The following is a 25,970-nucleotide window of genomic DNA, read 5'->3' on the forward strand; positions in this document are numbered from 1 at the left end:
GCGGCGAGGCGCCATGCGGGCACGAGGAGTTTAGACCATGGATATGATGACGGCAGGAGCGACCGGCGGGGCATTGCGCAAACCGGCAGACGAGGCTATCGCCGCCGACGCGCGGGCGCTTTCCGAACAGCTGAAGGCGATGCGAGACCGGCTTTTTGCGCCGACGGCGAGGAAGACGCTCCGGAGCTTCACCTCCGGCGAGGCAGCCAAGCTCATCGGGGTTTCCGACGGATACTTGCGCCAGCTGTCGCTGGCTGGCGAGGGACCGCAGCCCGACACCGGCGCCGGCGGACGACGCTCCTATTCGCTCTCCGATATCAACGCGCTGCGTCGGCATCTGGCCGAGCAGGCGATTGCCAAAGGCAATGGCGCCAAGGCGCGCGGTTATCTCAAATGGCGCGATGCCGCGAGAAGCGAGCATCTGCAAGTGATCTCGGTCACCAACTTCAAGGGCGGCTCCGGCAAGACGACCTCATCGGTCCATCTCGCACAATATCTCGCTCTGACCGGTCACCGGGTGCTCGCGGTCGACCTCGACCCACAGGCATCGCTTTCGGCGCTGTTCGGCTACCAGCCGGAACTGGACCTGACCGGCAACGACACGCTCTACGGCGCAATCCGTTACGACGCTGAGGCGCGGCCACTGAAGGACATCATCCGCAAGACCTATTTCGACGGGCTCGACCTGGTCCCGGGCAACCTCGAACTGCAGGAGTTCGAACACACGACGCCGCAGGCGCTCAGTGCGCGGCAGAGCGGTGCCGATGCGGGGCCGCTCTTCTTCGCACGGGTGCAGGCGGCGCTGGCAAGCGTCGCCGACGACTATGACGTCGTCGTCATCGACTGCCCGCCGCAGCTCGGCTACCTGACGCTCTCGGCGCTCTGCGCTTCGACGTCGGTCATCGTCACCGTGCATCCGCAGATGCTCGACGTCGCATCGATGAACCAGTTCCTCTACATGACTTCGGACCTGCTCAGCGTGGTGCGCGAGGCCGGCGGCGAGCTCAATTTCGATTTCCTGCGCTATCTCGTCACCCGATTCGAGCCGAATGACGGACCGCAGGCGCAGATCGTCGGCTTCATGCGCTCGCTCTTCGGCGACCGGGTGCTGACCTCCGCCATGGTAAAATCGACCGCGATCTCGGATGCAGGTCTCACCAAGCAGACGCTCTACGAGGTCGGCCGGGAGAATTTCACCCGCGCGACCTATGATCGCGCGATCGAATCGCTGAACGCGGTCAACGGCGAGATCGAGGCTCTCATTCACGCGGCATGGGGGCGCTGAGTCATGGCTGGTAACAACCGGAAAAACGAGTTGCGGGCGCTGTTTTCGGGAAGCGCGCCTGCCGGCGATCAGCAGGCCCCCGCCGAAGCGGCGCCGGCCGAGTTGACACCTGTCAACGCCAGGCCGGCCGCCCCACTCGATGCGCCCCGTGCGGCTTCCGGCGCAGTGAAGGCCATGGGGCTTTCTCTCGGCAGCATCACCCGCGAGGCCGAGGAAGCACGGGTGCTCAGGGAGGCGTTGACCCAGGGAGAACGCGTCGTTTCGCTCGATCCGGCTTTGGTCGAAAGCTCCTTCGTCGAGGATCGGCTGACCGATGGCGAGGTAGACGATGCGGATTTCCTCGCGCTCGTCGAGAGCATTCGCGAGAACGGCCAGCAATCGCCGATCCTCGTGCGGCCGCACCCGGAAAAGCGTGGCCATTACCAGACCGCCTACGGCCACCGGCGCCTGAAGGCGGTGCGCCGGCTCGAGCTCCAGGTAAAGGCGATCGTCCGGACGCTGACCGATGACGAGCTCGTGCTTGCCCAAGGCAAGGAAAATGCCGAGCGGCGCAACCTTTCTTTCATCGAACGGGCGCTTTTCGCCGCTGCGCTCGTAGCGCGCGGCTTCGACCGCAAGGTGATCGGCGATGCGCTCGCGGTGCAGAAAAGCGAGCTTTCGCGCCTCCTGCAGGTGGCGGACGGCGTGCCGCACGAAGTCGCCCGCGCCATCGGCCCGGCGCCGAAGGCCGGACGCGAGCGCTGGAGGGCGATCGGGACGCTGCTTGAAAGGCAAGAGGCGCGCGCCAGAGCCCAGGACGAGATCGCTTCGCCACGCTTCCGCGCCGTCGATTCAGACCAGCGCTTTCAGCTCGTCTTCAATCGCCTGTCGCAAAGCGACAAGCCGGAACCGGAAAAGCCGGAGGAGCTGAAAGATGCTAAGGGGCGGGTCTTCGCGCGGCTGAAGCGTGACGGCAAAGCACCGAGGATCGAGTTCCTGCCCGGCACCCATCCGGCCGTCGTCCAGGAAGCCGTGTCGATGCTCGCCAAGTGGCATGCTGCCTTCGTCGAGAATCAGAAGACTTAGCCCGCCATCCTCACCGTCTCGCCGGGATAAAGCCGGTAGTCGAGGCAAAGGTGGCGGCATTGCACGCTGTTTTCAGCGATGTCGAGCAGCATGGCGGCCGCGGCGACACCCATGTCCGCATCCGGCATCGCCACGGTCGTGAGCGACGGCTTCATCAGCCGGCCGATCGCGATTCCGTCGAAACCGGCGACGGAAACGTCTTCGGGAACGGAGAGGCCTTCGCGCCGGAGCGCGGCGATTACCCCCAGCGCCAGGAGGTCGTTGGATGCGACAATCGCCGTTGGCGCATGCTTTTCGATGGCCTGGGAAAGCTCCAGATCTTGGTAGCCGTCGACGAAGGGGATTTGGAGCGCCGGAAGTGCCGAATACCCGCCGTCCCGCATCGCCGCTGAATGGCCGGCGTAGCGCAGGTGCGCGCGGTCGGACGAGGCGAAATAGCCTGAGACGAACTGGATGCGGCGGTGGCGATGGGCGAGAATGTGTTTGGTGATCTCGTATCCTGCCCGGTAATTGTCGACGGTCACGGCGGCTGGAAAACGCGGGACCGGCCGATTGTTGAGAAGGATCGTCGGCGGCAGCGCGGCCGAGAGCGCCTCGCTGGTCTCGGCGTTGCAGAGGGTCAGAATGAGCCCGGTCGGGCGCTGCTCCAGAAGTGCAGCGACGGCGCGGACTTCCGCCGAAGAATCGTAGTTCGATTGGGCGATCAGAACGCCATGCGACGCGGTCTGCATGCGGTGCTGTATGCCCGCCAGCGACGCCGCGAAGACCGGGTTGGTCACGCTCGGCACCAGCACGCCGACGACCGGGCGGCTGCGCCCGCTATTTGCGCCCGCGGAAGGCACCGGTCTGTAGCCGAGTTCGGCAGCTGCGCGGCGCACGCGGCGCACCATTTCGCCGCTCGCCGGCCCCTCGCCCCGCAAGACGCGTGAGACCGTCGCCAGCGAGCAGCCGGCATGAAAAGCTATCTGTTGCAGCGTCGCCATCCGCCGACGCCCTATCGCGGTTTCATGACAGCGGATTGAAGGTGCCGGTTTATGAAAGGGCTCTAGCGGCTCGGCGGCGCGGGGCCGTAAAGCAGGAGCGTGATCAGGATGACGCCTGCTGCCGTGCCGAGATAGGAGTCCCGCCGCCGGGGATCGACGTGCCTCCGAGCACGACCGCCGCAATCGACGGCAGGTGATATGCGTCCCCATCGCCTGGGCCGCCTTGGACGCATAGCCTGCGAGCAGCACGAACGAAGCACACCGACGCAAATGGCGCCAAAGGCACCCGGATAGCCGAGGCCGGCAGCGGCGACGGCAGGCGCGACCGGCGGGGGACTGCGCAGCACGGCCGCAACGATGACCATATCGGGCATCGCCACGGTCGCGGGCGGTGGCTTTATAAGCGTGCCGATCGAGATCCCGCCGAATCCGGCGATTGCGACGGAACGGAATGCATCGGATGGCTGAAGCGGTCGGCAAAGGCCTCGATGGAGCCGCGCCCGAAGCGTCTCAAGCGCCGCCGCACCAGAATGGACATGACCCGGGCGGCGGTCGAGAAGGTCATTGCGTCCAGCGGTCCGGCGCCGCTCCAGGGCTTCGTCAGCCGATCGGTGACTATACCGATCATATTGGCCGGCATGAGGTCCGTGCAGGGTCTCATCCATTCGAAAACGGCACTGACCGGAAGCACCTTGTCCTCGAAGGAAACGATGGGTTCGGGCATGCCCTCCTCCCAATCGTCATAGGCTTCGAGGGCGTCCTTGAAGAGCGTCTGGAGCGTAATGGGGGCGTGCCCTTCGTGAAGGGCGGGCAGGAAATTCGTCATTAGGGTCTCCTCCGATTGGATAGGCCGGAAACGCGAAATGGCCAATTCTGTCAGCGGGATGTGATTGCGAAACTCGCCACGGCACCATGTTTCGTCCGGAGACATGGAACGCGCCGTGACACTTTGAACTGCTGCATGGGCTAACCCTTCGACCGGTTCCGGTCGAAGAACCACGCAGGAGCAATCATCGAACATGCATGTGCAGTATGGGTCAAAGCGCTTGAGCGGGCAAACGCAATCCACAAAAGAAGTGGATTTTTCCGTCGCCCGCAGGCGACGCTGAGATCAGGTCTTCGGTCCAAACCATTGACTTTGCCGGCTATTTTCGGGTCTGTGGAAAACCGCGCGCAGGCTCGTTATGCGGCTTCAAACGGTTAGATGCCGGCGCGCCTGCGGCGTGTCGAGCGTCTCCGGCGGCCCCTCATGCACGAAAGCCCCGCGGTCTATGATATAGACGTGGTCGGCAAGCTCGCGACAGAAATCGAGATATTGCTCCACGAGCAGGATCGCCATGCCGGTCGAATCCCGCAAATATTTGATCGCGCGGCCGATGTCCTTGATGATCGACGGCTGGATGCCCTCGGTCGGCTCGTCCAGCACCAGGATTTTCGGGCGTGTCACGAGAGCGCGGGCGATCGCGAGCTGCTGCTGCTGGCCGCCCGAAAGGTCGCCGCCCCGCCGGCCGAGCATGGTTTGAAGTACCGGAAACAGGCTGAAGATGTCGTCGGGGATCGAGCGTTGAGCCCGCCTCAGCGGGGCGAATCCGGTTTCGAGATTCTCCTTCACCGTCAGCAGGGGAAATATCTCGCGGCCCTGCGGCACGTAGCCGACGCCCTGCTTGGCGCGTCGGAAGGGCGCCATGCCGTCGAGCGGCGTGCCGTTGAAAGAGATCGTGCCGCTCGTCACCGCATGCTGGCCGGTGACGGCCCTGAGCAGGCTCGACTTGCCGACGCCGTTGCGGCCGAGCACGCAGGTGATCTTGCCCATCTCCGCCTTGAACGAGACGTCGCGAAGCGCCTGGGCGGCGCCGTAATGCAGGCTGACGTTTTCGACGTTCAGCATCGGTTCAATTCCTCCCGCTCATCGGCCGAGATAGTTCTCGATCACCTTCGGATCGTTGCTGACGAAATCGATCGAGCCTTCCGCCAGCACCGAACCTTCCGCAAGGCAGGTCACCTTGACGCCGAGATCGCGGATGAAGCCCATGTCGTGCTCGACGACGATCACCGAGCGCGTCCTGGCGATCTCCTTGAGCAGGATCGCGGTCTCCGCCGTCTCCGCATCGGTCATCCCGGCGACCGGCTCGTCGACGAGCAGGAGTTCCGGTTCCTGGGCGAGCAGCATGCCGATCTCCAGCCATTGCTTCTGCCCATGCGAAAGATTGGCGGCGAGTTCGTCCCGGCGCGCCGTGAGCCTCACCGTCGAAAGGATCTCCTCGATGCGGCTCTCGTCCTCTCTCGTCAGCCGATAGAACAGCGTCGCGAAGACGCCGCGGCTGCGGTTCAGCGCCAGCTCCAGATTGTCCCAGACGGTATGGTTCTCGAAGACGGTCGGCTTCTGGAACTTGCGGCCGATGCCGAGTTCGGCGATTGCCGCTTCGTCCCTCCTGGTGAGGTCGATGTCGCCCTTGAAGAAGACCTCGCCCTCATCCGGCCGCGTCTTGCCGGTGATGATGTCCATCATCGTCGTCTTGCCGGCGCCATTGGGGCCGATGATGGCGCGCAGTTCCCCCGGCTCCACGACGAAGGAGAGCGAGTTCAGCGCCTTGAAACCATCGAAGGAAACGGAGACGCCATCGAGATAGAGCAGGTTCCTGGGCTTCTTTCCGGTCATGGCGATCACTCCGCGGCCATCGTTTCGGCGGCCGCAAGGGTCGCAGATTTTTCGCTCTCGCTTTGCTTCCGGGCCGCCGCGTCGGAAGCGCGCCGGCTTGCCAGATAGTTCTGCGCCGTGCCGACCACCCCCTTCGGCAGGAAAAGCGTGACGAGGACGAAGAGCCCGCCGAGCGCAAAGAGCCAGAATTCGGGGAAGGCGGCGGTGAAGATGCTTTTTCCGCCGTTGACGAGGATCGCGCCGACGATCGGTCCGATCAGCGTGCCGCGCCCGCCGACCGCCGTCCATATGACCACCTCGATCGAATTGGCGGGGGCGAACTCGCCCGGATTGATGATGCCGACCTGCGGTACGTAGAGCGCGCCGGCGACGCCTGCCATCATGGCCGAGACCGTGAAGGCGAAGAGCTTCATGTGCTCGACGCGATAGCCGAGGAAGCGGGTGCGGCTTTCCGCATCGCGCAGCGCCACCAGCACCTTTCCGAATTTCGAGCGGACGATGCCAGAGGTGACGACGAGCGAAACGGCGAGCGCCAGCGCGGAGGCGGCGAAAAGCGCCGCACGCGTTCCGTCGGCCTGGATGTTGAAGCCCAGGATGTCCTTGAAATCCGTGAGCCCGTTATTGCCGCCGAAACCCATGTCGTTGCGGAAGAAGGCGAGCAGCAGCGCATAGGTCATCGCCTGGGTGATGATCGAGAGATAGACCCCGTTGACGCGCGATCGGAAGGCGAACCAGCCGAAGACGAAGGCAAGGAGGCCCGGCACCAGCACCACCATCAGCGCTGCGAACCAGAACATGTCGAAGCCGTGCCAGAACCAGGGCAGCTCCTTCCAGTTGAGAAAGACCATGAAGTCCGGCAGCAGCGGATTGCCGTAGGAGCCGCGTGAACCGATCTGGCGCATCAGATACATGCCCATGGCATAGCCCCCGAGCGCGAAGAAGGCAGCGTGCCCGAGCGAGAGAATGCCGCAGAAACCCCAGACGAGATCGAGCGCCAGAGCCAGGAGCGCATAGGTCAGGTACTTGCCGAAGAGTGAAACCAAATAGGTCGGCACATGCAGCGGGTGGTCCGGGGCGGTCAGGAGGTTGAGCGCGGGAACGGTGACGGCCAGTGCCAGCAGGATCGCGACGGCCGTGACGATGGTCCGATCCAGCGATTTGACGAGAAACGAGGTGATCATGCTTCCACCGCCCGGCCCTTGAGTGCGAAGAGCCCCCGCGGCCGCTTCTGGATGAAGAGGATGATCAGCACGAGCACGAGGATCTTGCCGAGCACGGCGCCGGCGTAGGGCTCGAGGAACTTGTTGAGGATGCCGAGCGAGAAGGCGCCGACAAGCGTTCCCCAGAGATTGCCGACGCCGCCGAAGACCACGACCATGAAGCTGTCGATGATGTAACCCTGCCCGAGGTTCGGCGAGACGTTGTCGATCTGCGAAAGCGCCACACCCGCAATGCCCGCAATGCCGGAGCCGAGCGCGAAGGTCAGCGCATCGACCCAGGGCGTGCGGATGCCCATGGAGGAGGCCATGCGCCGGTTTTGCGTTACGGCGCGCATCTGCAGGCCCATCGGCGTCTTCTTGAGCAGAAAGAGAAGTGCTGCAAACACGGCAAGCGCAAAGACGATGATCCAGAGGCGGTTCCAGGTGATCGCCAGTCCGCCGATCTCGAAGGCGCCGGACATCCAGGACGGATTGCCGACTTCGCGGTTGGTGGGGCCGAAGATCGTCCGCACCGTCTGCTGCAGGATGAGCGATATGCCCCAGGTGGCAAGCAGCGTTTCGAGCGGGCGACCGTAGAGGAAGCGGATGACGCCGCGTTCCAGCGCGAGGCCCACGGCGCCTGTGACAAGGAAGGCGAGCGGCAGCGCGATTGCCAGGGACCAATCGAAAAGATGAGGAAAGGAGGTGCGCACGACATCTTGAACGAGGAACGTCGTATAGGCGCCGAGCATCACCATCTCGCCATGCGCCATGTTGATGATGCCCATGACTCCGAAGGTGATGGCGAGGCCGATCGCCGCAAGCAGCAGCACCGAGCCCAGCGACAGGCCGTACCATATGTTCTGGCCCGCATTCCAGAAGGCTTGCGCCTGTTCGATGCTGGCGAGCGCCGCCTCGATGTCCGGCTTCAGGCTTTCGTCGGCGGAGCCGAGCGCGGCAGAAAGGATCGGCAGCGCCTCGCGGCCGCCGCTTTCCTCCAGCAGCCGCACCGCCTCCTTCTTCTCCTCGACCGGCCGGTTGGAGAGAAGAAGCATCGCGGCGCGCGCCTGTTCGAGGACCGCGCGAACGGCTCCGTCCTTCTCGGCAGCCAGCGCATTCTCGATGGCGCCAAGCGCGTCGGGATCGGGCGATTGCAGCACCGACTGCGCAGCCCTGAGCCGCTGATTTCGATCGGGACTGAGGAGCGTCAGACTGCCGAGGGCGGTGCGCACGGCGCGCCGCACGCTGTTGTTCACCCTGATCTTCGAAAGTGCCGCCTTCGGCGCTTCGCCGGCGCTGTCGCCGGAGATCGGATCCGTGAGGGTCAGGTTCGAACCGCTCTCCTTCGTCAGGAAGACCTGGCCGTCCGCCTTGCGGGCATAGAGCCCGCCTTCACCGAGCGCCTCGAGGATGGCGACGGCTTCGGGCTTTCCGGTTCTTGCCAGTGCCGCGATGTGTTCGTCCATCTCGGACAGCTTCGCCTCGCCGAGCGCGTTCACCAGATCGCGCAGTCCCTCTTCCGCGCGAAGCCCCGGAGCCATCGCAACGAAGAGGAACAGGGCAGCCAGCACGGTTTGGATGATGCGGTACATTCGTCTCTCGCCTTGCAGTCCTCCGTCCGAAGGGACGCATTCGGACGGAGGGGATTTCGAGCTAGCGGTTCGTCATGAAAAGAGGCGTTCGGGGGAGCGACCCGACTCGGGCCGCTCCCTTAGCAAGTCTTTCGTCATGAAATCAGGAGCCCTTGCCGCCGCACTTGCCGGTAGCCACATTGAAGTTGCCGCAGGACATGGGCGCGCGCCAATCGGAGATCAGGTCCTTCGAGTCCGGCAGGTAGTCCGACCATTCGTCGCCGACGACGAGGCCGGGCGTTTCCCAGACCGTTTCGAACTGGCCGTCGGACTGGATCTCGCCGATCAGCACGGGCTTGGTGATGTGGTGGTTCGGCATCATCGTCGAATAGCCGCCCGAGAGGTTCGGTACCGAGACCCCGATCATGGCGTCGAGCACGGCATCGGTATCCGTCGTGCCGGCCTTCTCGACCGCCTTCAGCCACATGTTGAAGCCGATATAATGGGCTTCCATCGGGTCGTTGGTCACCCGCTTGTCGTTCTTGGTGTAGGCCTGCCAGGTCTCGATGAACTCGGCATTGGCCGGGTTGTCGACCGACTGGAAATAGTTCCAGGCAGCGAGGTGTCCGACGAGCGGCCCGGTATCGAGGCCGGCAAGTTCCTCCTCGCCGACAGAGAAGGCGACGACCGGGATGTCCTCGGCCTTGATGCCCTGGTTGGCAAGCTCCTTGTAGAACGGCACGTTGGCGTCGCCATTGATTGTCGAGACGACCGCGGTCTTCTTGCCGGCCGAGCCGAACTTCTTGATGTCGGAAACGATCGTCTGCCAGTCGGAATGGCCGAAAGGCGTGTAGTTGATCATGATGTCCTCGGGCGCGACGCCCTTGGAGATCAGGTAGGCCTCGAGGATCTTGTTGGTCGTGCGCGGATAGACGTAATCGGTGCCGGCGAGCACCCAGCGCTCGACTTCCTCGTTCTCCATCAGATAGTCGACGGCGGGAATAGCCTGCTGATTGGGAGCAGCGCCCGTATAGAAGACGTTGCGCTGGCTTTCCTCGCCCTCGTACTGGACCGGATAGAAGAGGATGGAATTCAGCTCTTCGAAGACCGGCAGCACGGATTTGCGCGACACCGACGTCCAGCAGCCGAAGACGGCGGACACCTTGTCGACGGAGACGAGCTCGCGCGCCTTTTCGGCAAAGAGCGGCCAGTCCGAGGCCGGGTCGACGACGACCGCTTCCAGCTTCTTGCCGAGCAGGCCGCCCTTCTTGTTCTGCTCCTCGATCAGCATCAGCATGGCGTCCTTGAGCGTCGTTTCGGAGATCGCCATGGTGCCGGAAAGCGAATGCAGGATGCCGACCTTGATCGTGTCGTCGGCCGCAAAGGCGCCGTTGAACGCCGTCGTCGAAAGGACGGCAGCGAGAAATGCGCCGGTGACGCGTGCCCTGATAGTCATCTAATTGAACCCCCTTGTTCTGATCGCCGCAAGGCAAGTGGCCGTTCTCCATGGCCGTTGCTCGGGGATCATCGGGCAGCCGCGCTGCACTGCACATACGTCATTCTACGTAGGTGGCGGGGGGAAGAAGGAAGCTTGGGCTTACTGCCCGGGGTTTCTGCCGCGGATCCAGGTCGCTACCGCGGCAGACGCGAAGGAGCGGCACGCTCCTCACAAATAGGCCGTCACCGCGGGTGGCCGGTCCCATGCATCATGGCGCCCGTCCTCATAAACGATTGGGGCATTCGCCAACTCCTCGTCGGTCGCGTCGTCGAGACAGGCGATATTCACCGCATGGAACGGCCCGCCCATGATCTCGAAGTCGGCGCTGCCTAAGGGGTGGACGCCGCAGTGCCGGCAGAACACGTGGCGGATCATGCGCTCGCCGAAGCGGTACTCCGCCAACGCCTCTTCGCCGGAAAGCAAGGAGAAATCCTCGGGCGTGACGAACACCTTCCAGAAACGCGTCTTGAGGCAGGAGGAACAGTTGCAGCGGAAGGTCGTCGTCCACCACACACCAGGCCGCGGCGCTGGGGAGCGTTTTCCCTCCGGCGCAAGGTCGAGTTTTGCGGAAAAGCGCACCGCGCCGCAGTGGCAGCTCCCGTGATAGGTTTTCTTCATTGCAGTTCCTCCTTCCGGGCAGCGACATAGGAGACGAGCCGGTCCATGCACTCGCCCCATCCTTCCGCATGAGAATCGCGGCTCTCGGCGCTCGTGAACGGCGCCTGGCGGAAGGTGAGACGCGTGCCGCCCGCCACGTCCTCAAGGGTGACCGTGATCAGCGTGTCGATGGCGCCCTCCTCTTCCCAGGCGAAGCTGAGGACGATACGGCTCGGGTCCACGATCTCGCGATAGATGCCGTGCGCCCAGTAGTCCTGGCCCTCAGGCGAGCGGATACAGCCGCGCCAGGCGCCGCCTTCACGGAAATCCACAGTGATCGCGGGCACCGTGAAGTCCTTCGGGCCCCACCAGCGCACCAGGTGTTCGGGTGTGGTCCAGGCTTTGAAGACGAGTTTGGCGGGCGCGTCGAAGACACGCGTGATGGTGAGCGCGATCTCTTCCTTCGGAGACGGGGCATTCATGATCTTCTCCCTTGCGGTCGGGCGAACCCGGTTCAGTCGTGATCCGATTTTTCGTTGCGCTGCAACTCGTGAAGATAGCTGTCGAGCCGGTCGAAACTGCCTTCCCAGAAGTGGCGGTAGCGCTCGACCCAATCGGCGATTTCCTTGAGCGGCGCCGCCTCCAGCCGGCAGGGCCGCCATTGGGCGTTGCGGCCCCGGGATATCAGCCCCGCACGTTCCAAGACCTTCAGATGTTTGGAAACCGCCGGCAGGCTCATATCGAACGGAGCAGCAAGTTCGTTCACCGTCGCCTCGCCGGCGGCGAGGCGCGCAACGATGGCGCGGCGGGTCGGGTCGGCCAATGCCGAGAGGGTGCTGCTGAGTTGGTCCAACATTGATAAACCATCAGGTTAATTAACTTGATGGTTTTTTGCAGTAGCGTGGCGTTCTGTCAAGAGCTGGGATCTGCAATGGGCGGGTGTTCTCGCTAGAGCACCTCCAGGAGGAGTGCCTACGGTGCGGAAGTAGGCAGATTCAAAGGCTTGGAGAGCTTCGGTGTTTAATGAACACTGGGCGCTCTGGCGCGGGAGTTTAGCGACGTTGCGGTTGCGGGGGGTGCGGTGCAACCGATCAACGCATGCCGGCCGAACGCGGAGCGCAAACCACGTCGGCATGGATGAGGTGTTCCTCGGTGCCGTAGGCGATGCCGTTGTAGTCGAAGCAGAAGCGCTTCGGCAGGATGCGGAACAGGTACCGCTCGCCGCAGCTCGCCGGGATTTCGATGCTGTAATCCCGCGGCATGCTGGCGGGCAGCGGATCCGTCCACTTGCGATGGCCGATGAAGGACGCGTCCTTCAGGAGGATCGCAGAGCCGGACGTGCCGACCTCCCCCGTGACGGCTTGGAATTGATCACCCCTGGCCTCCGCCATGGTCGGGTAGTCTTCGGCGTGCGCAGGAGCCGTCCCGGACAAAGACTTCTTTTTGACGGCGATGTGAAAACGCACGTCGTCGCGTTCGGGCACCTTTCCATAGCCGTTCAGATATTTCCACTTCAGCCGTATCGCCCGGTCGAAACCGTCTCGCGGGGAGACCGGTGAAACGATCTCGGTGGAAAGTTCCTGGGGACTGTAGCCGTCGCCGTTGCGCCCCGGGCTGGGGCATGCCGTGTAGAGCGGTCTGTATCCGCACTCCTCTCCGCCGGCGCTCCACAGGCATTGACTGAGCGCCCGCCATTCGGCGTCGGTAATCGGGGGCGATTGTTCGGACAGGTCGCCGCCATAATGGGGCAGCATCCATGGGTGGATCTTGCCTGCACCGCTTCTCGTCGCCCATGCCGTGCGGTGCTCGCCCACCACCGCCAGAAATTTTCGCTGGCCGAGAAGCGGCAGTGCCCGCTCGGGAGAGAGTATCGCCGTCGGCTTCTTTCCAGCGGCGTCAGCGGCAAAGCGCTGGCCCGTCTCCTGCGTCGTCAAGACATGGCACGAGGTGCACGGATGTCCCGGCATGGAGACGATCTTTGCTTCCGTCATTCGCCCCCGTCGAGCCGCCGTGTAGCTGGATCCTACGACGCGGAACGGAGCTTCTGCCCGCCCTTTCCTTCTCGGCAGAAACGCTCCGAGGCCAAAAGCGATGGAGCTCTCGTCGTCCCAGCCGTGACGATAACCGACCCTCGCCTGCTTGACGTGCGGGTCGATGACATGGGGTTCCTTGTTGTCGTGGCATGCGAAGCAATCGACCCTGAACGACCTGTCGTACAGATCTTCTGTGCGGGCTCTGCCTTCAACGTCGGAGTAGGATGCGCCACCGGGCGGCGGAAACGTTTCTCTCCAATCGAAGACTTCGCGGTCTTTCCTCCCGTCGATGAAGGAGACCTCCCCCGTCATCTCGTTGAAACCGATCGCGCCATAAAGGGCGAACCGCGGATCCCCCTCCCGCCAGTAGGGATCGGTGCTAAGCTCGAGGTTCCTGGATGACTTCCTGCAAAGGAACACCCACTCCACAGCGCCGCGCACGACGCGCCTCAGACGGGAGTTCATCCCGCAATAAGTCACCCCTGCAAGCGAAGGCTTGTCGCATCTGTCGATCCGGTCGGTCCATTTGACATGTCTGCCGAACGTATCGAGGTGCTCGAACTCCAGCGCGTTCGACTTCGACGGATTGGGCCTCAGCTCCACAAGATTGCCGCCCACTTCCAGACCGAGACGCCTCGAATCTTCAGCGAGGCAATTGCCTTCCGGCAGAGGTCCGAATACGGCGCGCAGCTCGTCGCCGAACTTGGTGACTGGCCTTTCCGTTGCGGAGGCCGGCGCCCAAGAGACTTCACGGTTCCAGGCCTCCAATGTCGTCGCGAAACCGTTCGCGCGGTCGGAAGGCCATAGCCGTGAAACCAGGTCACGAACGATGGCTTCGGCCGACCGTAATCGCAACACCATCTCGCGACAGGCGTGGAATGTTTCGTGGTTCGTCCGGCGAGGAGTCGAGCGTTCGGCTGTGGCCGCGGCCTGCCCGGGCTCGACCAGCTCCGGGGGAGGAACGAGACATCCGGTAGACGCCTCGCAGTTCACGCTTGTGGCGCACTCAGGCCGGCGCCGCATAGCCTCCGCAACGAGGCTGAAGTCTACCGCTTCAGCAGCAAACGCGGCCGTCTGCGCGTTCAACGACACGAACAAGAGCAGGTATTTCAGCATCGTGGCCTTCTCTCGGCTACGCCTCGGCCGCTTATCTCGCTCTTATGCTGATCCGACCATCGGCCGGTGTAACCACAAGCCTCTTTATCAGAAAAGTTCCTCTTTCCACCGTGACGAATAGGTCGGCCAAGTAGTCTAACTGAGGCAAATTCGAGTCGAAATTCTTGATGAATACAATAACGCTCATGGTCACGTTTAGATCAGTTCCGCGATTGTCGATAATAAATCCACTTAGAATTCGTTTCGTATAAAGACCATTGTCCGATAACGGTCCAAATACGTCTTCGAAATGTCTCCCTATGCCGTCTTTCGAACTGTAACTCTCGTCGGCCGTCGACTTTCCCATTTGACAGAACACATAGGATCCGCTGTCGGCAAAAAGATTCTTCAGAGCGCCTATTTCCCTGTTGTTCATGGCCCAGGTGTACCGCGCCATCAAATCGCTGAGGGCATTTCGGTGCTCGTTGGTGACATTGCTGAACGCGGGCGCGTCCTTCCATTCTTCCGCGGTGGGGCAATCTTGCGCGGCCCCGACGACAGGCATGCCAAACGTCAGGACTGCCGCTGGCACCAAACATTTGATAGTGTTGTGCATGGGAACACCTAATTGCGTTATGGGCATTCCAGCCCAGGAAAAGCGAGAAGACTGCAAAGTATTTGGACGCCATCTGTCAAAGCGCGTGAGAACGCGAAATCCTCCGCTAATGTGGCTGCATCGGCGACTTGGAAACTTCGGCTTTCAAAACAGGGTATTTCCCGTTACTAATGTAGCTTTATTGCAATAAAAGCGCAAGTTGAGGTGCCGAACCTTCGCGTCACGTGACGGGGGTACGATGAGCGATGTCGGAAAATGGCTGCAGAACATCGGGCTCGGCGATCTCGAGCAAACATTCGCGCGCGCCCGTGTCGATTTCGAGAGCCTGCACCTGCTTACGGAAGCCGACCTCCGGGAAATGCGCATCCCGATCGGCCAGCGTCGCAAGCTCATCGCCGCAATCGCGGCCATGGAGAAGACTCCTTCGCCCGACCTTGCCGATAAGAGGCTTCCCGAACGCCGGCAACTGACCATCCTTTTCTGCGACATGGTCGGCTCCACGGATTATGCGGCGAGGCTCGACCCCGAGGACTTCAGCGTCCTCACGCGCACCTACCTCAACACCTGCAACGGGCTCGCGAAATCACATGGCGGCTTTGTCGCGAACTATGTCGGCGACGCGTTGCAGGTCCTGTTTGGCTATCCGATCGCCGAGGAGGATGACGCGGAAAGGGCACTCGAGCTGGCCTTCGACATTCTGCGCGTGGCGCCTCAGGTCGAGACGCCAGACCATTCGCCTCTCAATGTGAGGATCGGCATCGCAAGCGGCCTTGTCGTGGTGGGTGACATCGAGGGGGCGCCGGCCGGCGTTTCCACCGTCGCCTTTGGCCCTGTCCCAAATCTCGCCCAGCGGCTTGAAGCGATGGCAGCGCCGCAGACGATCCTGACCGATCAGACCACCTGCCAGATGGCGCACGGCTCCTTCCTGTTCAGCGATCTTGGCGAAACGATCCTGAAAGGCTTCAGCACCCCCGTTCGCCTGTGGCGCGCCGATCAGCCGATTTCCGTCGGCAGCAGGTTCGCCCGCAAAGGTCATCTGACCGCGCTTGTTGGCCGCCAAAGCGAGATCGCACAGATCGCGGAAATCTGGCGGAGGGTCTCTCGGGAACGGCGCGGAAGAGCGGTCCTCATCAGCGGCGAGCCGGGCATAGGCAAGTCGCGGCTGCTCTTCGAGGTGAAAGAAGAGCTTTCCGGCGTGAAGACGCTTACCGCCCAGTGCTCGTCGGCCTACGCCAACAGCGCGCTCTTCCCTTTCCTTCAACTGTTTCGCCAGGAAGAGGGGATATCCGGCGCCGATCCGCCGGCCATTGCCGCCAGCAAACTGGAGGCCGCCCTCTCGGCGAGCAAGGTGCCGATCGCGGACTCCTTTCCGATCTTCGCCCGATTGCTGAACGTCGAGCAGTCTGACTACCCGCCATCCGCGCTTCCGCCGTCCCAGCAGCAGTTGACGGTCCGGCGAACATATATCGACTGGTTGCTGCGCCAGGCCGGAGCAGGCCCGATGCTGCTTGCCGTCGAGGACGAACAATGGATCGATCCGTCATCGGCAAATCTGCTCCACCGACTGATCGAAGAAGTATCGGATCTCCCCCTGCTCGTCGTTGTGACCTCCCGCGACGGCGCGCTGAAATCTGAACGCCGAAAGAGTTCCATCGAAGAGATCAGGCTCGCGCGCCTGTCGCGCGACGAAGCGAACGAACTCGTCCGGAAGGCTGCAACCGGGGTGCTGCTGGGGACGGACCTTACGCATGCCGTTCTGCGAAAGGCCGAAGGGGTGCCGCTCTTTCTCGAGGAGCTGGCACGGTCAACCTCTGAGCTCGCCGCCTCATCGGGCCCTCATCGATCGGGCGCTCACGACGCCGGTCTTTCGGTGCCGAACTCGCTCCAGTCCTCGCTCCTGTCACGGCTCGACAAGCTTGGCCCGGGCAAGACCATAGCGCAGGTCGCCGCGATCATCGGCCGCGAATTCGACGTCCGGATGCTCGCCAGCGTTGCCGACATGCCGATCGAAACATTGAAGCCGGAACTGGAGCGCCTCACCGCAGTCGGCCTGGTCGCTCCGCAACCCTTCTCGGACTGGCCGAGATACAGCTTCACCCACGCGCTTCTTCAGGAGGCGGCGAGCGGCGCTCTGCTGCGGGACAGGCGTAGACAGCTCCATGCACTGGTCGTGGATGCGATGGAGCGAACGGAGCCGTCGGCCGCAGCCGATCATCCGGAGGTCCTGGCCCAGCATCTGGACGAGGCCGGATTGTACGAGCGTGCCGCTGAACACTGGCTCACGGCCGGTTTGAAACTCGCAGCGACGTGGGCGAAGCAGGAGGCGGCCAATATGTTCGCCAGAGGCCTCGAATGCGCCCGCAAGCTGGCCCCCTCCCGCGATCGCGATGGTATGGAACTCCGCCTCGAGCTGGAGCGCGGTGATGTCCTCTACGCAACGTTCGGTTACATGACGCGCGAGGGAAGCGCTGCGTACCGCAACGTGATGCGCCTCAGCGAAGCGACGGGCGATCCGGAGGCGGCTATCAGGGCCCTGGACGGGCTTTTCGGCACGGCCTTCAACTCCGCCTCCCTCAAGGACGCCGAATGGGCGAGCGATCAGCTCCTGGAGATCGGGCAAAAACGGGACCACCTCAAGGCGCTCGTGCTTGGAAAGCAGTTCCGGGGCATGTGCGCCTTTTCTCGCGGCCAGTTCCGCAAGGCGAAGGCCCTGCTCGAAGATGCCCTTCGGCATCGCGAGAAGGCAGATCGGATCGGCAGCGATTTTCCGAGCATGGCGATGATCTATCTCTCCTGGACGCTTGAGCTTCTGGGGGAAGAGCAGGGCGCGCTTTCGCTCTTCCGGCAGGCGGAAGCCGATGCGAGAAAGCAGACCGACTACCGCCTCGCCGCATGCCTCGGCAACGGCTGCATCCTGATGGCCCTTCGCAACGACCCCGAAACGATGGAGCGCTTGACGGACGAACTCGTGCCGCTGGCGAGAAGGAACGGTTTTCAGCTTTGGCTGAACATGGGCTCCTTCTTCTCCGGATGGCTGCTCGCCATGACCCGCAAGGACGTATCGGGCCTCCAGCAGATGCGCCATGTTTGCGATAACATGGGCGAGCAGGAAATCGACAAGACCTGCTATTTGGGAATGCTCGCCAGCGGTTATCTGCAGCTTGGATTCGATACGGAAGCGTCACAAGCTATCGGTCAAGCCCTGGAACTCGCAAGGAAAACGGGCGAGAACTATTTCACGGCCGAGCTGTTGCGACTACAGGCCGAACTGCTCGTGAGAGGCGACAGCAAGGTTGAGCGAGGGTACAGGCCGCTCAAGCGTGCAATGGCACTGGCGCGCAGGCAGGGTGCCAGGACCTGGGAGGCCAAGGCAAGGCAGACCCTCGCTGGGTTCGAGGACAGGAAGGGGGCGACACGAAGCGAGGCGCGTGGGCCCATCTAGACTGGCTCATCGGTCTGCCGACGTTTTCCGCAATGCAGCAATTTCCCGGGGCGCGCGTCCGTGTTACGACATGGACGGCTGGCACATTCGGCCGGCGTTGAGATGACGAGGGACCATGGCGGCACGCCAGCGCATCATTCCCGTTCGGCGAGAATATAACCGCTGGGTCGCCAACCAGACGCTCGAAGACTATGCGCTGCGCTTCACCGCCAAGAGCGCGCGGCGCTTCTCCTCGGCGCGCATTTCGCAGACGGCGATCGGCGCCATCTCCTTCCTGGCGCTGGAAGCCATCGGCGGTGCCATTACCATGTCCTACGGCACGACCAACGCCATCGTCGCGATCCTCGTCGCGAGCCTGATGATCCTTCTCGTCGGCTTGCCGATCAGCCGCTATGCCATTCGTCACGGCGTCGACATCGACCTTCTCACGCGCGGCGCGAGCTTCGGCTATATCGGCTCGACGATCACCTCGCTGATCTATGCGAGCTTCACCTTCATCCTCTTCGCGATCGAAGCCTCGATCATGTCCGGGGCGCTGGAGCTTGCGCTCGGCATACCGCTCTGGATCGGCTACATCGTCAGCGCCGTCATGGTGATCCCGCTGGTTACCCATGGCGTGAAGCTGATCAGCCGGTTCCAGCTCGTCACGCAGCCCTTCTGGATCGTCCTGAACATTCTTCCCTTCGTCTTCATCGCGTTTGCGGACTGGGAGAAGGTCGGCCTGTGGCTCGCCTATGCGGGCATCCATCACACATCGGGTCCCCCCGGCACGCTCGCGCCGTTCCATCTCGTCGAATTCGGCGCTGCCTCGGCGGTCATCTTCGCTCTGATGGCGCAGATCGGCGAGCAGGTGGACTTCCTGCGCTTCCTGCCGCCTGACGGCGAGCGCAAGCTCCGCCACCGAATCGCCGTCTTTCTTGCCGGCTCCGGCTGGGTGATCGTCGGCGCGCCGAAGCTGCTGGCCGGCTCCTTTCTCGTCGTCCTGGCGCTCAGTACCGGCGTTCCCTCGACCAGGGCCGCCGACCCGGCGCAGATGTATTACACGGCCTTCGGCTACATCTTCCCATCGGACACGGCCGCGCTCCTGCTGATGGCAGCCTTCGTCGTCGTCTCGCAGCTCAAGATCAACGTGATGAACGCCTATGCGGGCTCGCTCGCCTGGTCGAACTTCTTCTCGCGGCTCACCCACAGCCATCCGGGCCGCGTCATCTGGCTGGTCTTCAATGTGGCGATCGCGCTCCTCCTGATGGAGCTCGGCATCTATCGTCTGCTGGAGGAAACGCTCGGTATCTTTTCGATCGTCGCCATGGCCTGGCTCTCGACGATCTCGGCCGATCTCTTCGTCAACAAGCCGCTCGGTCTCGCCCCGCCCGGAATCGAGTTCAAACGCGCCCATCTTTACGACATCAATCCCGTCGGTCTCGGCACCATGGGCGTGTCGACGCTCTTCGCCCTCGTCGCGCATTTCGGCGCGGCGGGCGAAATCGCCGCCTCGCTCGCACCCTATATCGCGCTCGTCACGGCTTTCGTCGTCTCGCCGCTGATCGCCTGGTGGACGGAGGGGAAATTCTATCTCGCCCGCAAGCCGCGCAAGAGCTGGCTCCGCGAAAACGAGATCACTTGCTCGATCTGCGAGCACCCGTTCGAACCGGAGGACATGGCCTGGTGCCCGGCCTATGCGGCGCCGATCTGCTCGCTCTGCTGTTCGCTCGACAGCCGCTGCCACGACATGTGCAAGCCGAAGGCGCGTCTGAACGCGCAGGTCGCGACCGTGGCCAAGGCAGTGCTGCCCGAAACGGTCGTCGCAAAGCTCGCGACAAGGCTCGGCCGTTACGCGATTTCGGCGGTGATCTCTATTACCGGCATCGGGGTCATCCTGGCGATGATCGCTCACCAGACCACGGCCGCCTCTCCCGAGACCGCCGACGTCGTCCAGCGGACCATCGCCATCGTCTTTTTCGTCTTCGCCATTCTTGCCGGCGTCGTGTCCTGGTTCTACGTGCTTGCCCATGACAGCCGGGTCGTTGCGGAAGAGGAATCCTCCCGGCAGAACACGGCTCTTCTGAAGGAGATCGCCGCCCACAAGAAGACGGACGCGGCGCTGCAGGACGCGAAGGAAAGGGCGGAGTCGGCCAATCGCGCCAAGAGCCGCTATGTCGTGGGCCTGAGTCACGAACTGCGCACGCCGCTCAATGCGGTGCTCGGCTACGCCCAGATCCTCGAGCGCGACGAGACCATACCGCCGCCGCGGCAGGGCGCGATCAAGGCGATCAGGCGCAGCGCCGATCATCTCTCCGGACTGATCGACGGCCTCCTCGACATTTCCAAGATCGAAGCCGGCAAGCTGCAGGTCTATTCCAACGAGATCAACATTCAGGACTTTTTGGATCAGATCGTCGACATGTTCCGCCCGCAGGCGCAGGCCAAGGGCATCGCCTTCGAGCACAACCGCGCAGCCTCGCTGCCGCAATATGTGCGGACCGACGACAAGCGCCTGCGGCAAATCCTTGTCAACCTGCTCTCCAATGCCCTGAAGTTCACGGAACGGGGGCATATCCGCTTCGACGTCGCCTATCGCAGCCAGGTTGCAAGTTTCACCATCGAGGATAGCGGCCGCGGCATCGGCGAGAAGGACCTGCCCAGGATCTTCGAGCCCTTTCAGCGCGGCGAGGCGGAATATCGCATGCCGGGCCTCGGTCTCGGCCTGACCATCACGCGCCTGCTCACTCAGACGCTCGGCGGCGAAATCTCCGTCACCAGCAAGAAGGACAAGGGCACGGCCTTCAAGGTCCGGCTGATGCTCTCTGCCGTCGACCGGCCCGCCGCGCTCAAGGACCCGGTCCGCAGGATCAAGTCCTATCGAGGACCACGTCGGACGATCGTCGTCGTCGACGACAATGCGGACCACCGTGAGCTGATGGGCGAGCTGCTGGCGCCGCTCGGTTTCACCGTTCTTGCGGCGGCGAGCGGGGCGGCCTGTCTGGCGCTCGTCGAACATACGAAACCGGACCTGTTCCTGATCGACATCTCCATGCCCGGCATGAGCGGCTGGGATCTGGTGATGCGGCTGAGGGAAGGCGGCCAGAGCGCGCCGGCGATCATGCTTTCGGCCAATATCGGCGACGGCTCGGCCGCCGACGCCATCGGCCACAACGATGCGCTTGCCAAGCCCTTCGGCCTGCGCCAGCTCACCGACAAGCTCGCGATCCACCTGAAACTCGAATGGATCTACGACGACGGCCCGCAGGAAACGTCCGGCACCGGGATGACCCCTGCGGTGGCGAGCCCCGGCCATCATCATTTGAAGGAATTGATCGAGCTCGGCGAAATCGGCTACGTGAGGGGCATCGAAGCAAAATTGACGGAGATTGCCCTGAACCCGGACAACCGAGCCTTCGCCGAGGCGGCGCGCGCCTATGTCGGGGCATTCGATCTCGCGGGCTATGACGCCTTCCTCAAACGCCTGCTCGCCGGGGAGGCGAATGCCCGTGCCTGAGGCAGCGAACGTGCGAGACATCGTACTCCTCGTCGACGATTCACCGGAGGCGCTCGGCTTTTTGACCGAAGCGCTGGAACAGTCCGGCTTTTCCGTATTGATCGCGACCTCCGGCAACGCGGCGCTCAACATCGCCGATCGCATCACGCCGGACATCATCCTGCTCGATGCGGTCATGCCCGGCATGGATGGTTTCGACACCTGCACCCGGCTGAAGGCGAATGCTTCCGTCGCCCAGGTGCCCGTGGTCTTCATGACCGGCCTTACCGAGACGGAGCATGTGGTGCGGGCGCTCGAAGCCGGCGGCGTCGATTACCTGACCAAGCCTATCAATATCGACGAGCTGCGCGCCCGCATCCGCGTCCATCTCTCCAATGCGCGCTCCGCCCAGAGCGCCCGCGTCGCCCTGGACGCGGCGGGGCGGCATCTGCTGGCGGTGCGAGGCGATGGAACGGTCCGCTGGTCGACGCCGCAGGCGACCCGCCTCGTCAACGCGGCCACCGGCAGCGACGACGGTCTCGCCTTCGTCGCCGGGCGCATTGCCGAGTGGATGCGGGAGCGGGAAACCAGCCCCGGTGAAAGGCAAGGGACCTTCACCCTGCAGCGCGCCAGCCAGACGGGCCTGCAGATCTCCTATCTCGGCGCGGTCGGCGCCAATGAATACCTCTTCCGGCTGACGGCCGAGAACGGCTTGAGCGACGACGAAACGCTGCGCCAGCACTTCCGGCTCACCCAGCGGGAGTCCGAGGTGCTGCTGTGGATCGCCAAAGGGAAATCCAACCGCGACATCGGCGAGATCCTGGGCTTGAGCGCGCGCACCGTCACCAAGCATCTCGAGCAGATCTATGTGAAGCTCGGCGTCGAAAACCGGGCCTCGGCGGCAGTGAAGGCGACGCAGGTGCTGCACGGGATTTGATCGGCCCACACGCCATCGCAAAAAAAGCGCGGCCCGGAGAACCGGACCGCGCCAACCGCACCGGCGTGCGGTCTCGCCTTGGGAGGCAAGCTTATTCGGCGGGCTGGACGAGCGCCGGGATGGCTTCGGCAGACGCCCCGCCGCCGAGAGCTGCGGAAAGCTGCGCCTGGTCGAGCTCGCCTTCCCACTTCGCCACGACGATCGTCGCAACCGCGTTGCCGACGAAATTGGTCAGGGCGCGGCATTCCGACATGAAGCGGTCGATGCCGAGGATCAGCGCCATGCCGGCGACCGGCACGGAGGGAACGACCGAGAGCGTTGCGGCAAGCGTGATGAAGCCGGCGCCCGTAATGCCGGCCGCACCCTTCGAGCTCAGCATCGCGACGAGGAGCAGCAGGATCTGGTCGCCGTATGAGAGCGGCGTATCGGTCGCCTGGGCGATGAACAGGGCCGCAAGCGTCATGTAGATGTTGGTGCCGTCCAGGTTGAAGGAATAGCCGGTCGGAATGACGAGACCGACGACCGAGCGCTTGCAGCCGGCCTTCTCCATCTTGTTCATGAGGCCCGGAAGCGCCGCCTCCGAGGAAGAGGTCCCGAGCACCAGAAGCAGCTCCTCCTTGATGTAGCGGATGAGCGAGAGGATCGAGAAGCCGTTATAGCGTGCGACCGCGCCGAGCACGATGAAGACGAAGAGAAACGACGTCAGATAGAAGGTACCGATCAGCATGGCGAGATTGGCGATCGAGGCGATGCCGTACTTGCCGATGGTGAAGGCCATGGCGCCGAAGGCGCCGATCGGGGCGGCCTTCATGAGGATCGCAACGAGCCGGAAGATCGGAAGCGTCAGCGCCTGCAGGAAATCGACTACGGGCTCGGCTTTCTTGCCGACGATCGCCAGCGAAATACCGAAGAGCACCGAGATGAACAGGACCTGCAGGATGTCGCCCTCGGCGAAGGCGCCGACAAGCGTCGTCGGGATGATGTTCATCAGGAAGCCGGTGATCGACTGCTCGTGCGCCTTCTCGGCATAGGTCGCGACCGCCTTGGCGTCCAGCGAGGCCGGATCGATATGCATTCCCGCGCCCGGCTGGACCACGTTTGCGACGACGAGGCCGACGAGAAGGGCAAGGGTGGAGAAGGCGAGAAAGTAGATCATCGCCTTGCCGGCCACGCGGCCGACCTTGGCGAGATCGGTCATGCCGGCAATGCCTGTCGCGACCGTCAGGAAGATCACCGGCGCGATGATCATCTTCACGAGCCTGATGAAGGCGTCGCCGAGCGGTTTGAGCTCCGTGCCGATGTCCGGATAGAAATGCCCGAGCAGGATGCCCGCGGCGATCGCGGCCAGCACCTGGACATAGAGATGGCGGTAAAGGGGTGTCTTGCCGCGGACCTCCGCGGAATGTTCGATAATCATGATGTCCTCCACGTGGCAGGCCCAGTCCGGCAAGATGCCGGGCCTCCCGGGCCGCTTTCCGAAGATCGACAGCAATGGCTGCCTTGTGGAGCTGGTGAGCAACATGCGTGCCAGTTTGCCGCGGAGGCCGATGCGATTGAATTCATGAGATTTTTGGGAGCGGCGCACGCTTTCTGTTCGTGGATATGTGCGGATTTCCGCACAGACACGCTGGCGCGCTGGGCGAAATCATGCACAATGCTCGCATGGTCAGACTTCCTGCAGATGCGAGCGATCCGCATGCGCTTCGCAGCCGGGCCCGACGGTCCTGGCTGGTTTTCGCGGCAGTCGCGCTGGTCCTTCTGGCGGCCGGCCTTCTTCTTGCGCGAGACTACGGCCGGTCGCAGGCGCTCGCCGGCCTTGCCGGCCAGAGCCGAATCGACGCCAGCCTGAAAGCCTCGCTTCTTCGGGCAGTCGTGGAACGGCAGCGCGCCCTGCCGCTTGTCCTCGCCGATGACGCAGCCATTCGTGGCGCATTGCTTTCGCCGGACAGGCAGTCGCTCGACGGTATCAACCGCAAGCTCGAGGCCCTGGCGACAAGCGCCGAAGCCGCGGTCATCTATCTGATCGACCGGAGCGGCGTGGCCGTCGCGGCCAGCAATTGGCAGGAGCCGACGAGTTTCGTCGGCAACGACTATGCCTTCCGCGACTATTTTCGGCTCGCCGTGCGCGACGGCATGGCCGAACACTTCGCCATGGGCACGGTCAGCAAGCGGCCCGGGCTTTATCTTTCCCGGCGCGTAGACGGGCCCGGCGGTCCGCTGGGGGTGATCGTCGCCAAGCTCGAATTCGACGGGGTCGAGGCGGATTGGCAGGTCTCCGGCAAGCCGGCCTATGTCACCGACCGGCGCGGCATCGTCCTCATCACCAGCCTGCCCTCCTGGCGCTTCATGACGACGAAGCCGATCCCCGAGGACCGGCTCGCACCCATACGCGAAAGCCTGCAGTTCGGCGATGCACCGCTGCTGCCGCTGCCTTTCCGGAAGATCGAGGCGCGGCCCGATGGCTCCTCCACGCTGGACGCCCTGCTGCCGGGCGACTCCAACGCAGCCTTCCTGCGCGTGGAAACCATGGTGCCGTCGACGAACTGGCGGCTCGAGCAGTTGTCGCCGCTTAAGGCGCCGCTTGCCGCGGGTGCGCGGGAAGCGCAGCTCCTCACCCTTGCCGCGCTCGTTCCGCTTATCGCGCTTGCCGCATTGCTCCTGCGCCGTCGCCAGGTCGTCGCCATGCGCAGCGCCGAGGAGCGGCTGGCCCGCAATGCGCTTGAGGCGAGCGTCGAGGAGCGGACGCGCGACCTGCGCATGGCGCGCGACCGTCTCGAAACCGAGATCGCCGACCACCGGCAGACCACCGAGAAGCTCCAGGCCGTGCAGCAGGACCTCGTCCAGGCGAACCGACTGGCGATCCTCGGCCAGGTCGCGGCCGGGGTTGCCCATGAGATCAACCAGCCGGTCGCCACCATCCGCGCCTATGCGGATAATGCCCGCACCTTTCTCGACCGCGGCCAGAGCTCCACCGCCGCCGAGAACATGGAAAGCATCGCCGAACTTACCGACCGGGTCGGCGCCATCACCGACGAACTGCGCCGCTTCGCCCGCAAGGGCCATTTCGCGGCTGGGCCGACCGCGATGAAGGAGGTCGTCGAGGGTGCGCTCATGCTGCTCCGAAGCCGTTTTGCCGGACGGATGGACGCAATACGCATCGATCTGCCGCCCGATGACCTCCAGGCACTCGGCAACCGCATCCGGCTGGAGCAGGTCTTGATCAACCTTCTGCAGAATGCGCTGGAAGCGATCGGCGACAGCGAGAACGGCGCGATCCGGGTGCGCTGCGAGGACGTGGCCGGCGGTATCGCGCTGACCGTCGCCGACAATGGCCCGGGGATTGCGGCCGATGTCCGCGAAGAGCTGTTCACGCCGTTCAACACTTCGAAGGAAGACGGGCTGGGCCTCGGTCTCGCGATCTCCAAGGAGATCGTCTCCGACTATGGCGGCACGATCGAGGTCGAGAGCAGTCCCTCCGGAACGACATTTACCGTCAATCTCAAGAAGGCCTGAGC

19 protein-coding genes and 1 pseudogene are annotated in these 25,970 nt (G+C 63.5%); 6 read left to right on the plus strand and 14 right to left on the minus strand.

Annotation, left to right across the window (positions count from 1 at the left end; genetic code table 11):
• The first annotated feature begins 37 nt into the window (after positions 1–37).
• Both repA and repB read left to right on the plus strand, forming a co-directional pair.
• Complete coding sequence (repA, locus tag BHD07_RS17555; protein ID WP_338282027.1) at positions 38–1,285, plus strand: plasmid partitioning protein RepA; 1,248 nt, start codon at positions 38–40, stop codon at positions 1,283–1,285.
• 3 nt (positions 1,286–1,288) lie between these two features.
• Entirely contained in the window at positions 1,289–2,350 is a 1,062-nt protein-coding gene (gene repB, locus BHD07_RS17560) for a plasmid partitioning protein RepB (RefSeq protein ID WP_338282029.1), read from the plus strand.
• Here the strand turns inward: repB and BHD07_RS17565 are convergent.
• The 13 genes and pseudogenes from BHD07_RS17565 to BHD07_RS17625 form a co-directional block, all read right to left on the minus strand.
• Positions 2,347–3,333, minus strand: a complete 987-nt coding sequence (locus BHD07_RS17565) for a substrate-binding domain-containing protein (protein ID WP_324764491.1) — start codon at positions 3,331–3,333, stop codon at positions 2,347–2,349. The genes repB and BHD07_RS17565 overlap by 4 nt on opposite strands.
• 62 nt (positions 3,334–3,395) lie before the next feature.
• Positions 3,396–3,582: pseudogene (locus BHD07_RS17570) on the minus strand (ABC transporter permease); the annotation flags it as partial.
• A gap of 148 nt (positions 3,583–3,730) precedes the next feature.
• Positions 3,731–4,159 carry a hypothetical protein gene (locus BHD07_RS17575; RefSeq protein WP_338282034.1) on the minus strand — a complete coding sequence of 143 codons (429 nt, stop codon included), beginning with the start codon at positions 4,157–4,159 and terminating at the stop codon, positions 3,731–3,733.
• A gap of 366 nt (positions 4,160–4,525) precedes the next feature.
• Positions 4,526–5,221, minus strand: coding sequence for an urea ABC transporter ATP-binding subunit UrtE (gene urtE, locus BHD07_RS17580; RefSeq protein ID WP_338282036.1), 696 nt, complete (start codon positions 5,219–5,221; stop codon positions 4,526–4,528).
• 18 nt (positions 5,222–5,239) lie between these two features.
• A complete protein-coding gene (urtD, locus tag BHD07_RS17585; RefSeq protein ID WP_100671184.1) occupies positions 5,240–5,992 on the minus strand; it encodes an urea ABC transporter ATP-binding protein UrtD in 753 nt (250 codons plus the stop codon).
• Positions 5,993–5,997: 5 nt separating this feature from the next.
• Positions 5,998–7,173 (minus strand): urea ABC transporter permease subunit UrtC, encoded by a 1,176-nt coding sequence (gene urtC / locus BHD07_RS17590; protein ID WP_338282040.1) that lies wholly within the window; start codon positions 7,171–7,173, stop codon positions 5,998–6,000.
• The gene (gene urtB, locus BHD07_RS17595; RefSeq protein WP_338282042.1) at positions 7,170–8,783 is read right to left on the minus strand and encodes an urea ABC transporter permease subunit UrtB; all 1,614 of its coding nucleotides are present in this window, start codon (positions 8,781–8,783) and stop codon (positions 7,170–7,172) included. The genes urtC and urtB overlap by 4 nt, the downstream gene beginning before the upstream one ends.
• Before the next feature lie 142 nt (positions 8,784–8,925).
• Positions 8,926–10,218: an urea ABC transporter substrate-binding protein gene (gene urtA / locus BHD07_RS17600; RefSeq protein WP_018096114.1), complete on the minus strand. Its 1,293-nt coding sequence runs from the start codon at positions 10,216–10,218 to the stop codon at positions 8,926–8,928.
• 210 nt (positions 10,219–10,428) lie between these two features.
• Positions 10,429–10,878 carry a GFA family protein gene (locus tag BHD07_RS17605; protein WP_324764486.1) on the minus strand — a complete coding sequence of 150 codons (450 nt, stop codon included), beginning with the start codon at positions 10,876–10,878 and terminating at the stop codon, positions 10,429–10,431.
• Positions 10,875–11,339, minus strand: coding sequence for an SRPBCC family protein (locus BHD07_RS17610; RefSeq protein WP_275599490.1), 465 nt, complete (start codon positions 11,337–11,339; stop codon positions 10,875–10,877). The genes BHD07_RS17605 and BHD07_RS17610 overlap by 4 nt, the downstream gene beginning before the upstream one ends.
• Before the next feature lie 32 nt (positions 11,340–11,371).
• Complete coding sequence (locus BHD07_RS17615; RefSeq protein ID WP_018096111.1) at positions 11,372–11,710, minus strand: ArsR/SmtB family transcription factor; 339 nt, start codon at positions 11,708–11,710, stop codon at positions 11,372–11,374.
• 238 nt (positions 11,711–11,948) lie between these two features.
• Positions 11,949–14,006, minus strand: a complete 2,058-nt coding sequence (locus tag BHD07_RS17620) for a hypothetical protein (protein WP_338282045.1) — start codon at positions 14,004–14,006, stop codon at positions 11,949–11,951.
• A 31-nt stretch (positions 14,007–14,037) separates the two neighbouring features.
• A complete protein-coding gene (locus BHD07_RS17625; protein ID WP_338282046.1) occupies positions 14,038–14,601 on the minus strand; it encodes a hypothetical protein in 564 nt (187 codons plus the stop codon).
• Positions 14,602–14,839: 238 nt separating this feature from the next.
• On the opposite strand from BHD07_RS17625, the gene BHD07_RS17630 reads away from it, so the two are divergent.
• The 3 genes from BHD07_RS17630 (at position 14,840) to BHD07_RS17640 (ending at position 22,455) form a co-directional block, all read left to right on the plus strand.
• Positions 14,840–18,043 (plus strand): ATP-binding protein, encoded by a 3,204-nt coding sequence (locus BHD07_RS17630; protein WP_338282048.1) that lies wholly within the window; start codon positions 14,840–14,842, stop codon positions 18,041–18,043.
• Between the two features lie 115 nt (positions 18,044–18,158).
• Positions 18,159–21,539: a hybrid sensor histidine kinase/response regulator gene (locus tag BHD07_RS17635; RefSeq protein WP_338282050.1), complete on the plus strand. Its 3,381-nt coding sequence runs from the start codon at positions 18,159–18,161 to the stop codon at positions 21,537–21,539.
• On the plus strand, positions 21,526–22,455 hold the full coding sequence (locus BHD07_RS17640; RefSeq protein WP_127708172.1) for a response regulator transcription factor: 930 nt from the start codon (positions 21,526–21,528) through the stop codon (positions 22,453–22,455). Before BHD07_RS17635 ends, BHD07_RS17640 begins: the two co-directional genes overlap by 14 nt.
• Positions 22,456–22,546: 91 nt before the next feature.
• On the opposite strand, the gene BHD07_RS17645 is transcribed toward BHD07_RS17640, so the two are convergent.
• Positions 22,547–23,872 (minus strand): dicarboxylate/amino acid:cation symporter, encoded by a 1,326-nt coding sequence (locus BHD07_RS17645; RefSeq protein WP_033047415.1) that lies wholly within the window; start codon positions 23,870–23,872, stop codon positions 22,547–22,549.
• A 230-nt stretch (positions 23,873–24,102) separates the two neighbouring features.
• On the opposite strand from BHD07_RS17645, the gene BHD07_RS17650 reads away from it, so the two are divergent.
• Positions 24,103–25,968 carry a sensor histidine kinase gene (locus BHD07_RS17650; RefSeq protein ID WP_338282055.1) on the plus strand — a complete coding sequence of 622 codons (1,866 nt, stop codon included), beginning with the start codon at positions 24,103–24,105 and terminating at the stop codon, positions 25,966–25,968.
• The last annotated feature ends 2 nt before the right edge of the window (positions 25,969–25,970 follow it).

Origin of the sequence: Sinorhizobium sp. KGO-5 (genome assembly GCF_036245905.1) — a bacterium.
Taxonomy (GTDB): Bacteria; Pseudomonadota; Alphaproteobacteria; order Rhizobiales; family Rhizobiaceae; genus Sinorhizobium; species Sinorhizobium meliloti_A.

Excerpts from the sequence above, each read along its gene's own strand:
- BHD07_RS17645 (WP_033047415.1), bottom strand. The coding sequence starts at position 23,872 with ATGATTATCGAACATTCCGCGGAGGTCCGCGGCAAGACACCCCTTTAC.
- BHD07_RS17620 (WP_338282045.1), bottom strand. The coding sequence starts at position 14,006 with ATGCTGAAATACCTGCTCTTGTTCGTGTCGTTGAACGCGCAGACGGCC.
- BHD07_RS17605 (WP_324764486.1), bottom strand. The coding sequence starts at position 10,878 with ATGAAGAAAACCTATCACGGGAGCTGCCACTGCGGCGCGGTGCGCTTT.
- BHD07_RS17630 (WP_338282048.1), top strand. The coding sequence starts at position 14,840 with ATGAGCGATGTCGGAAAATGGCTGCAGAACATCGGGCTCGGCGATCTC.
- urtA (WP_018096114.1), bottom strand. The coding sequence starts at position 10,218 with ATGACTATCAGGGCACGCGTCACCGGCGCATTTCTCGCTGCCGTCCTT.
- urtD (WP_100671184.1), bottom strand. The coding sequence starts at position 5,992 with ATGACCGGAAAGAAGCCCAGGAACCTGCTCTATCTCGATGGCGTCTCC.
- BHD07_RS17565 (WP_324764491.1), bottom strand. The coding sequence starts at position 3,333 with ATGGCGACGCTGCAACAGATAGCTTTTCATGCCGGCTGCTCGCTGGCG.
- BHD07_RS17635 (WP_338282050.1), top strand. The coding sequence starts at position 18,159 with ATGGCGGCACGCCAGCGCATCATTCCCGTTCGGCGAGAATATAACCGC.
- BHD07_RS17610 (WP_275599490.1), bottom strand. The coding sequence starts at position 11,339 with ATGAATGCCCCGTCTCCGAAGGAAGAGATCGCGCTCACCATCACGCGT.
- BHD07_RS17625 (WP_338282046.1), bottom strand. The coding sequence starts at position 14,601 with ATGCACAACACTATCAAATGTTTGGTGCCAGCGGCAGTCCTGACGTTT.
- BHD07_RS17640 (WP_127708172.1), top strand. The coding sequence starts at position 21,526 with ATGCCCGTGCCTGAGGCAGCGAACGTGCGAGACATCGTACTCCTCGTC.
- BHD07_RS17575 (WP_338282034.1), bottom strand. The coding sequence starts at position 4,159 with ATGACGAATTTCCTGCCCGCCCTTCACGAAGGGCACGCCCCCATTACG.
- urtB (WP_338282042.1), bottom strand. The coding sequence starts at position 8,783 with ATGTACCGCATCATCCAAACCGTGCTGGCTGCCCTGTTCCTCTTCGTT.
- repA (WP_338282027.1), top strand. The coding sequence starts at position 38 with ATGGATATGATGACGGCAGGAGCGACCGGCGGGGCATTGCGCAAACCG.
- urtC (WP_338282040.1), bottom strand. The coding sequence starts at position 7,173 with ATGATCACCTCGTTTCTCGTCAAATCGCTGGATCGGACCATCGTCACG.
- urtE (WP_338282036.1), bottom strand. The coding sequence starts at position 5,221 with ATGCTGAACGTCGAAAACGTCAGCCTGCATTACGGCGCCGCCCAGGCG.
- BHD07_RS17650 (WP_338282055.1), top strand. The coding sequence starts at position 24,103 with ATGCACAATGCTCGCATGGTCAGACTTCCTGCAGATGCGAGCGATCCG.
- repB (WP_338282029.1), top strand. The coding sequence starts at position 1,289 with ATGGCTGGTAACAACCGGAAAAACGAGTTGCGGGCGCTGTTTTCGGGA.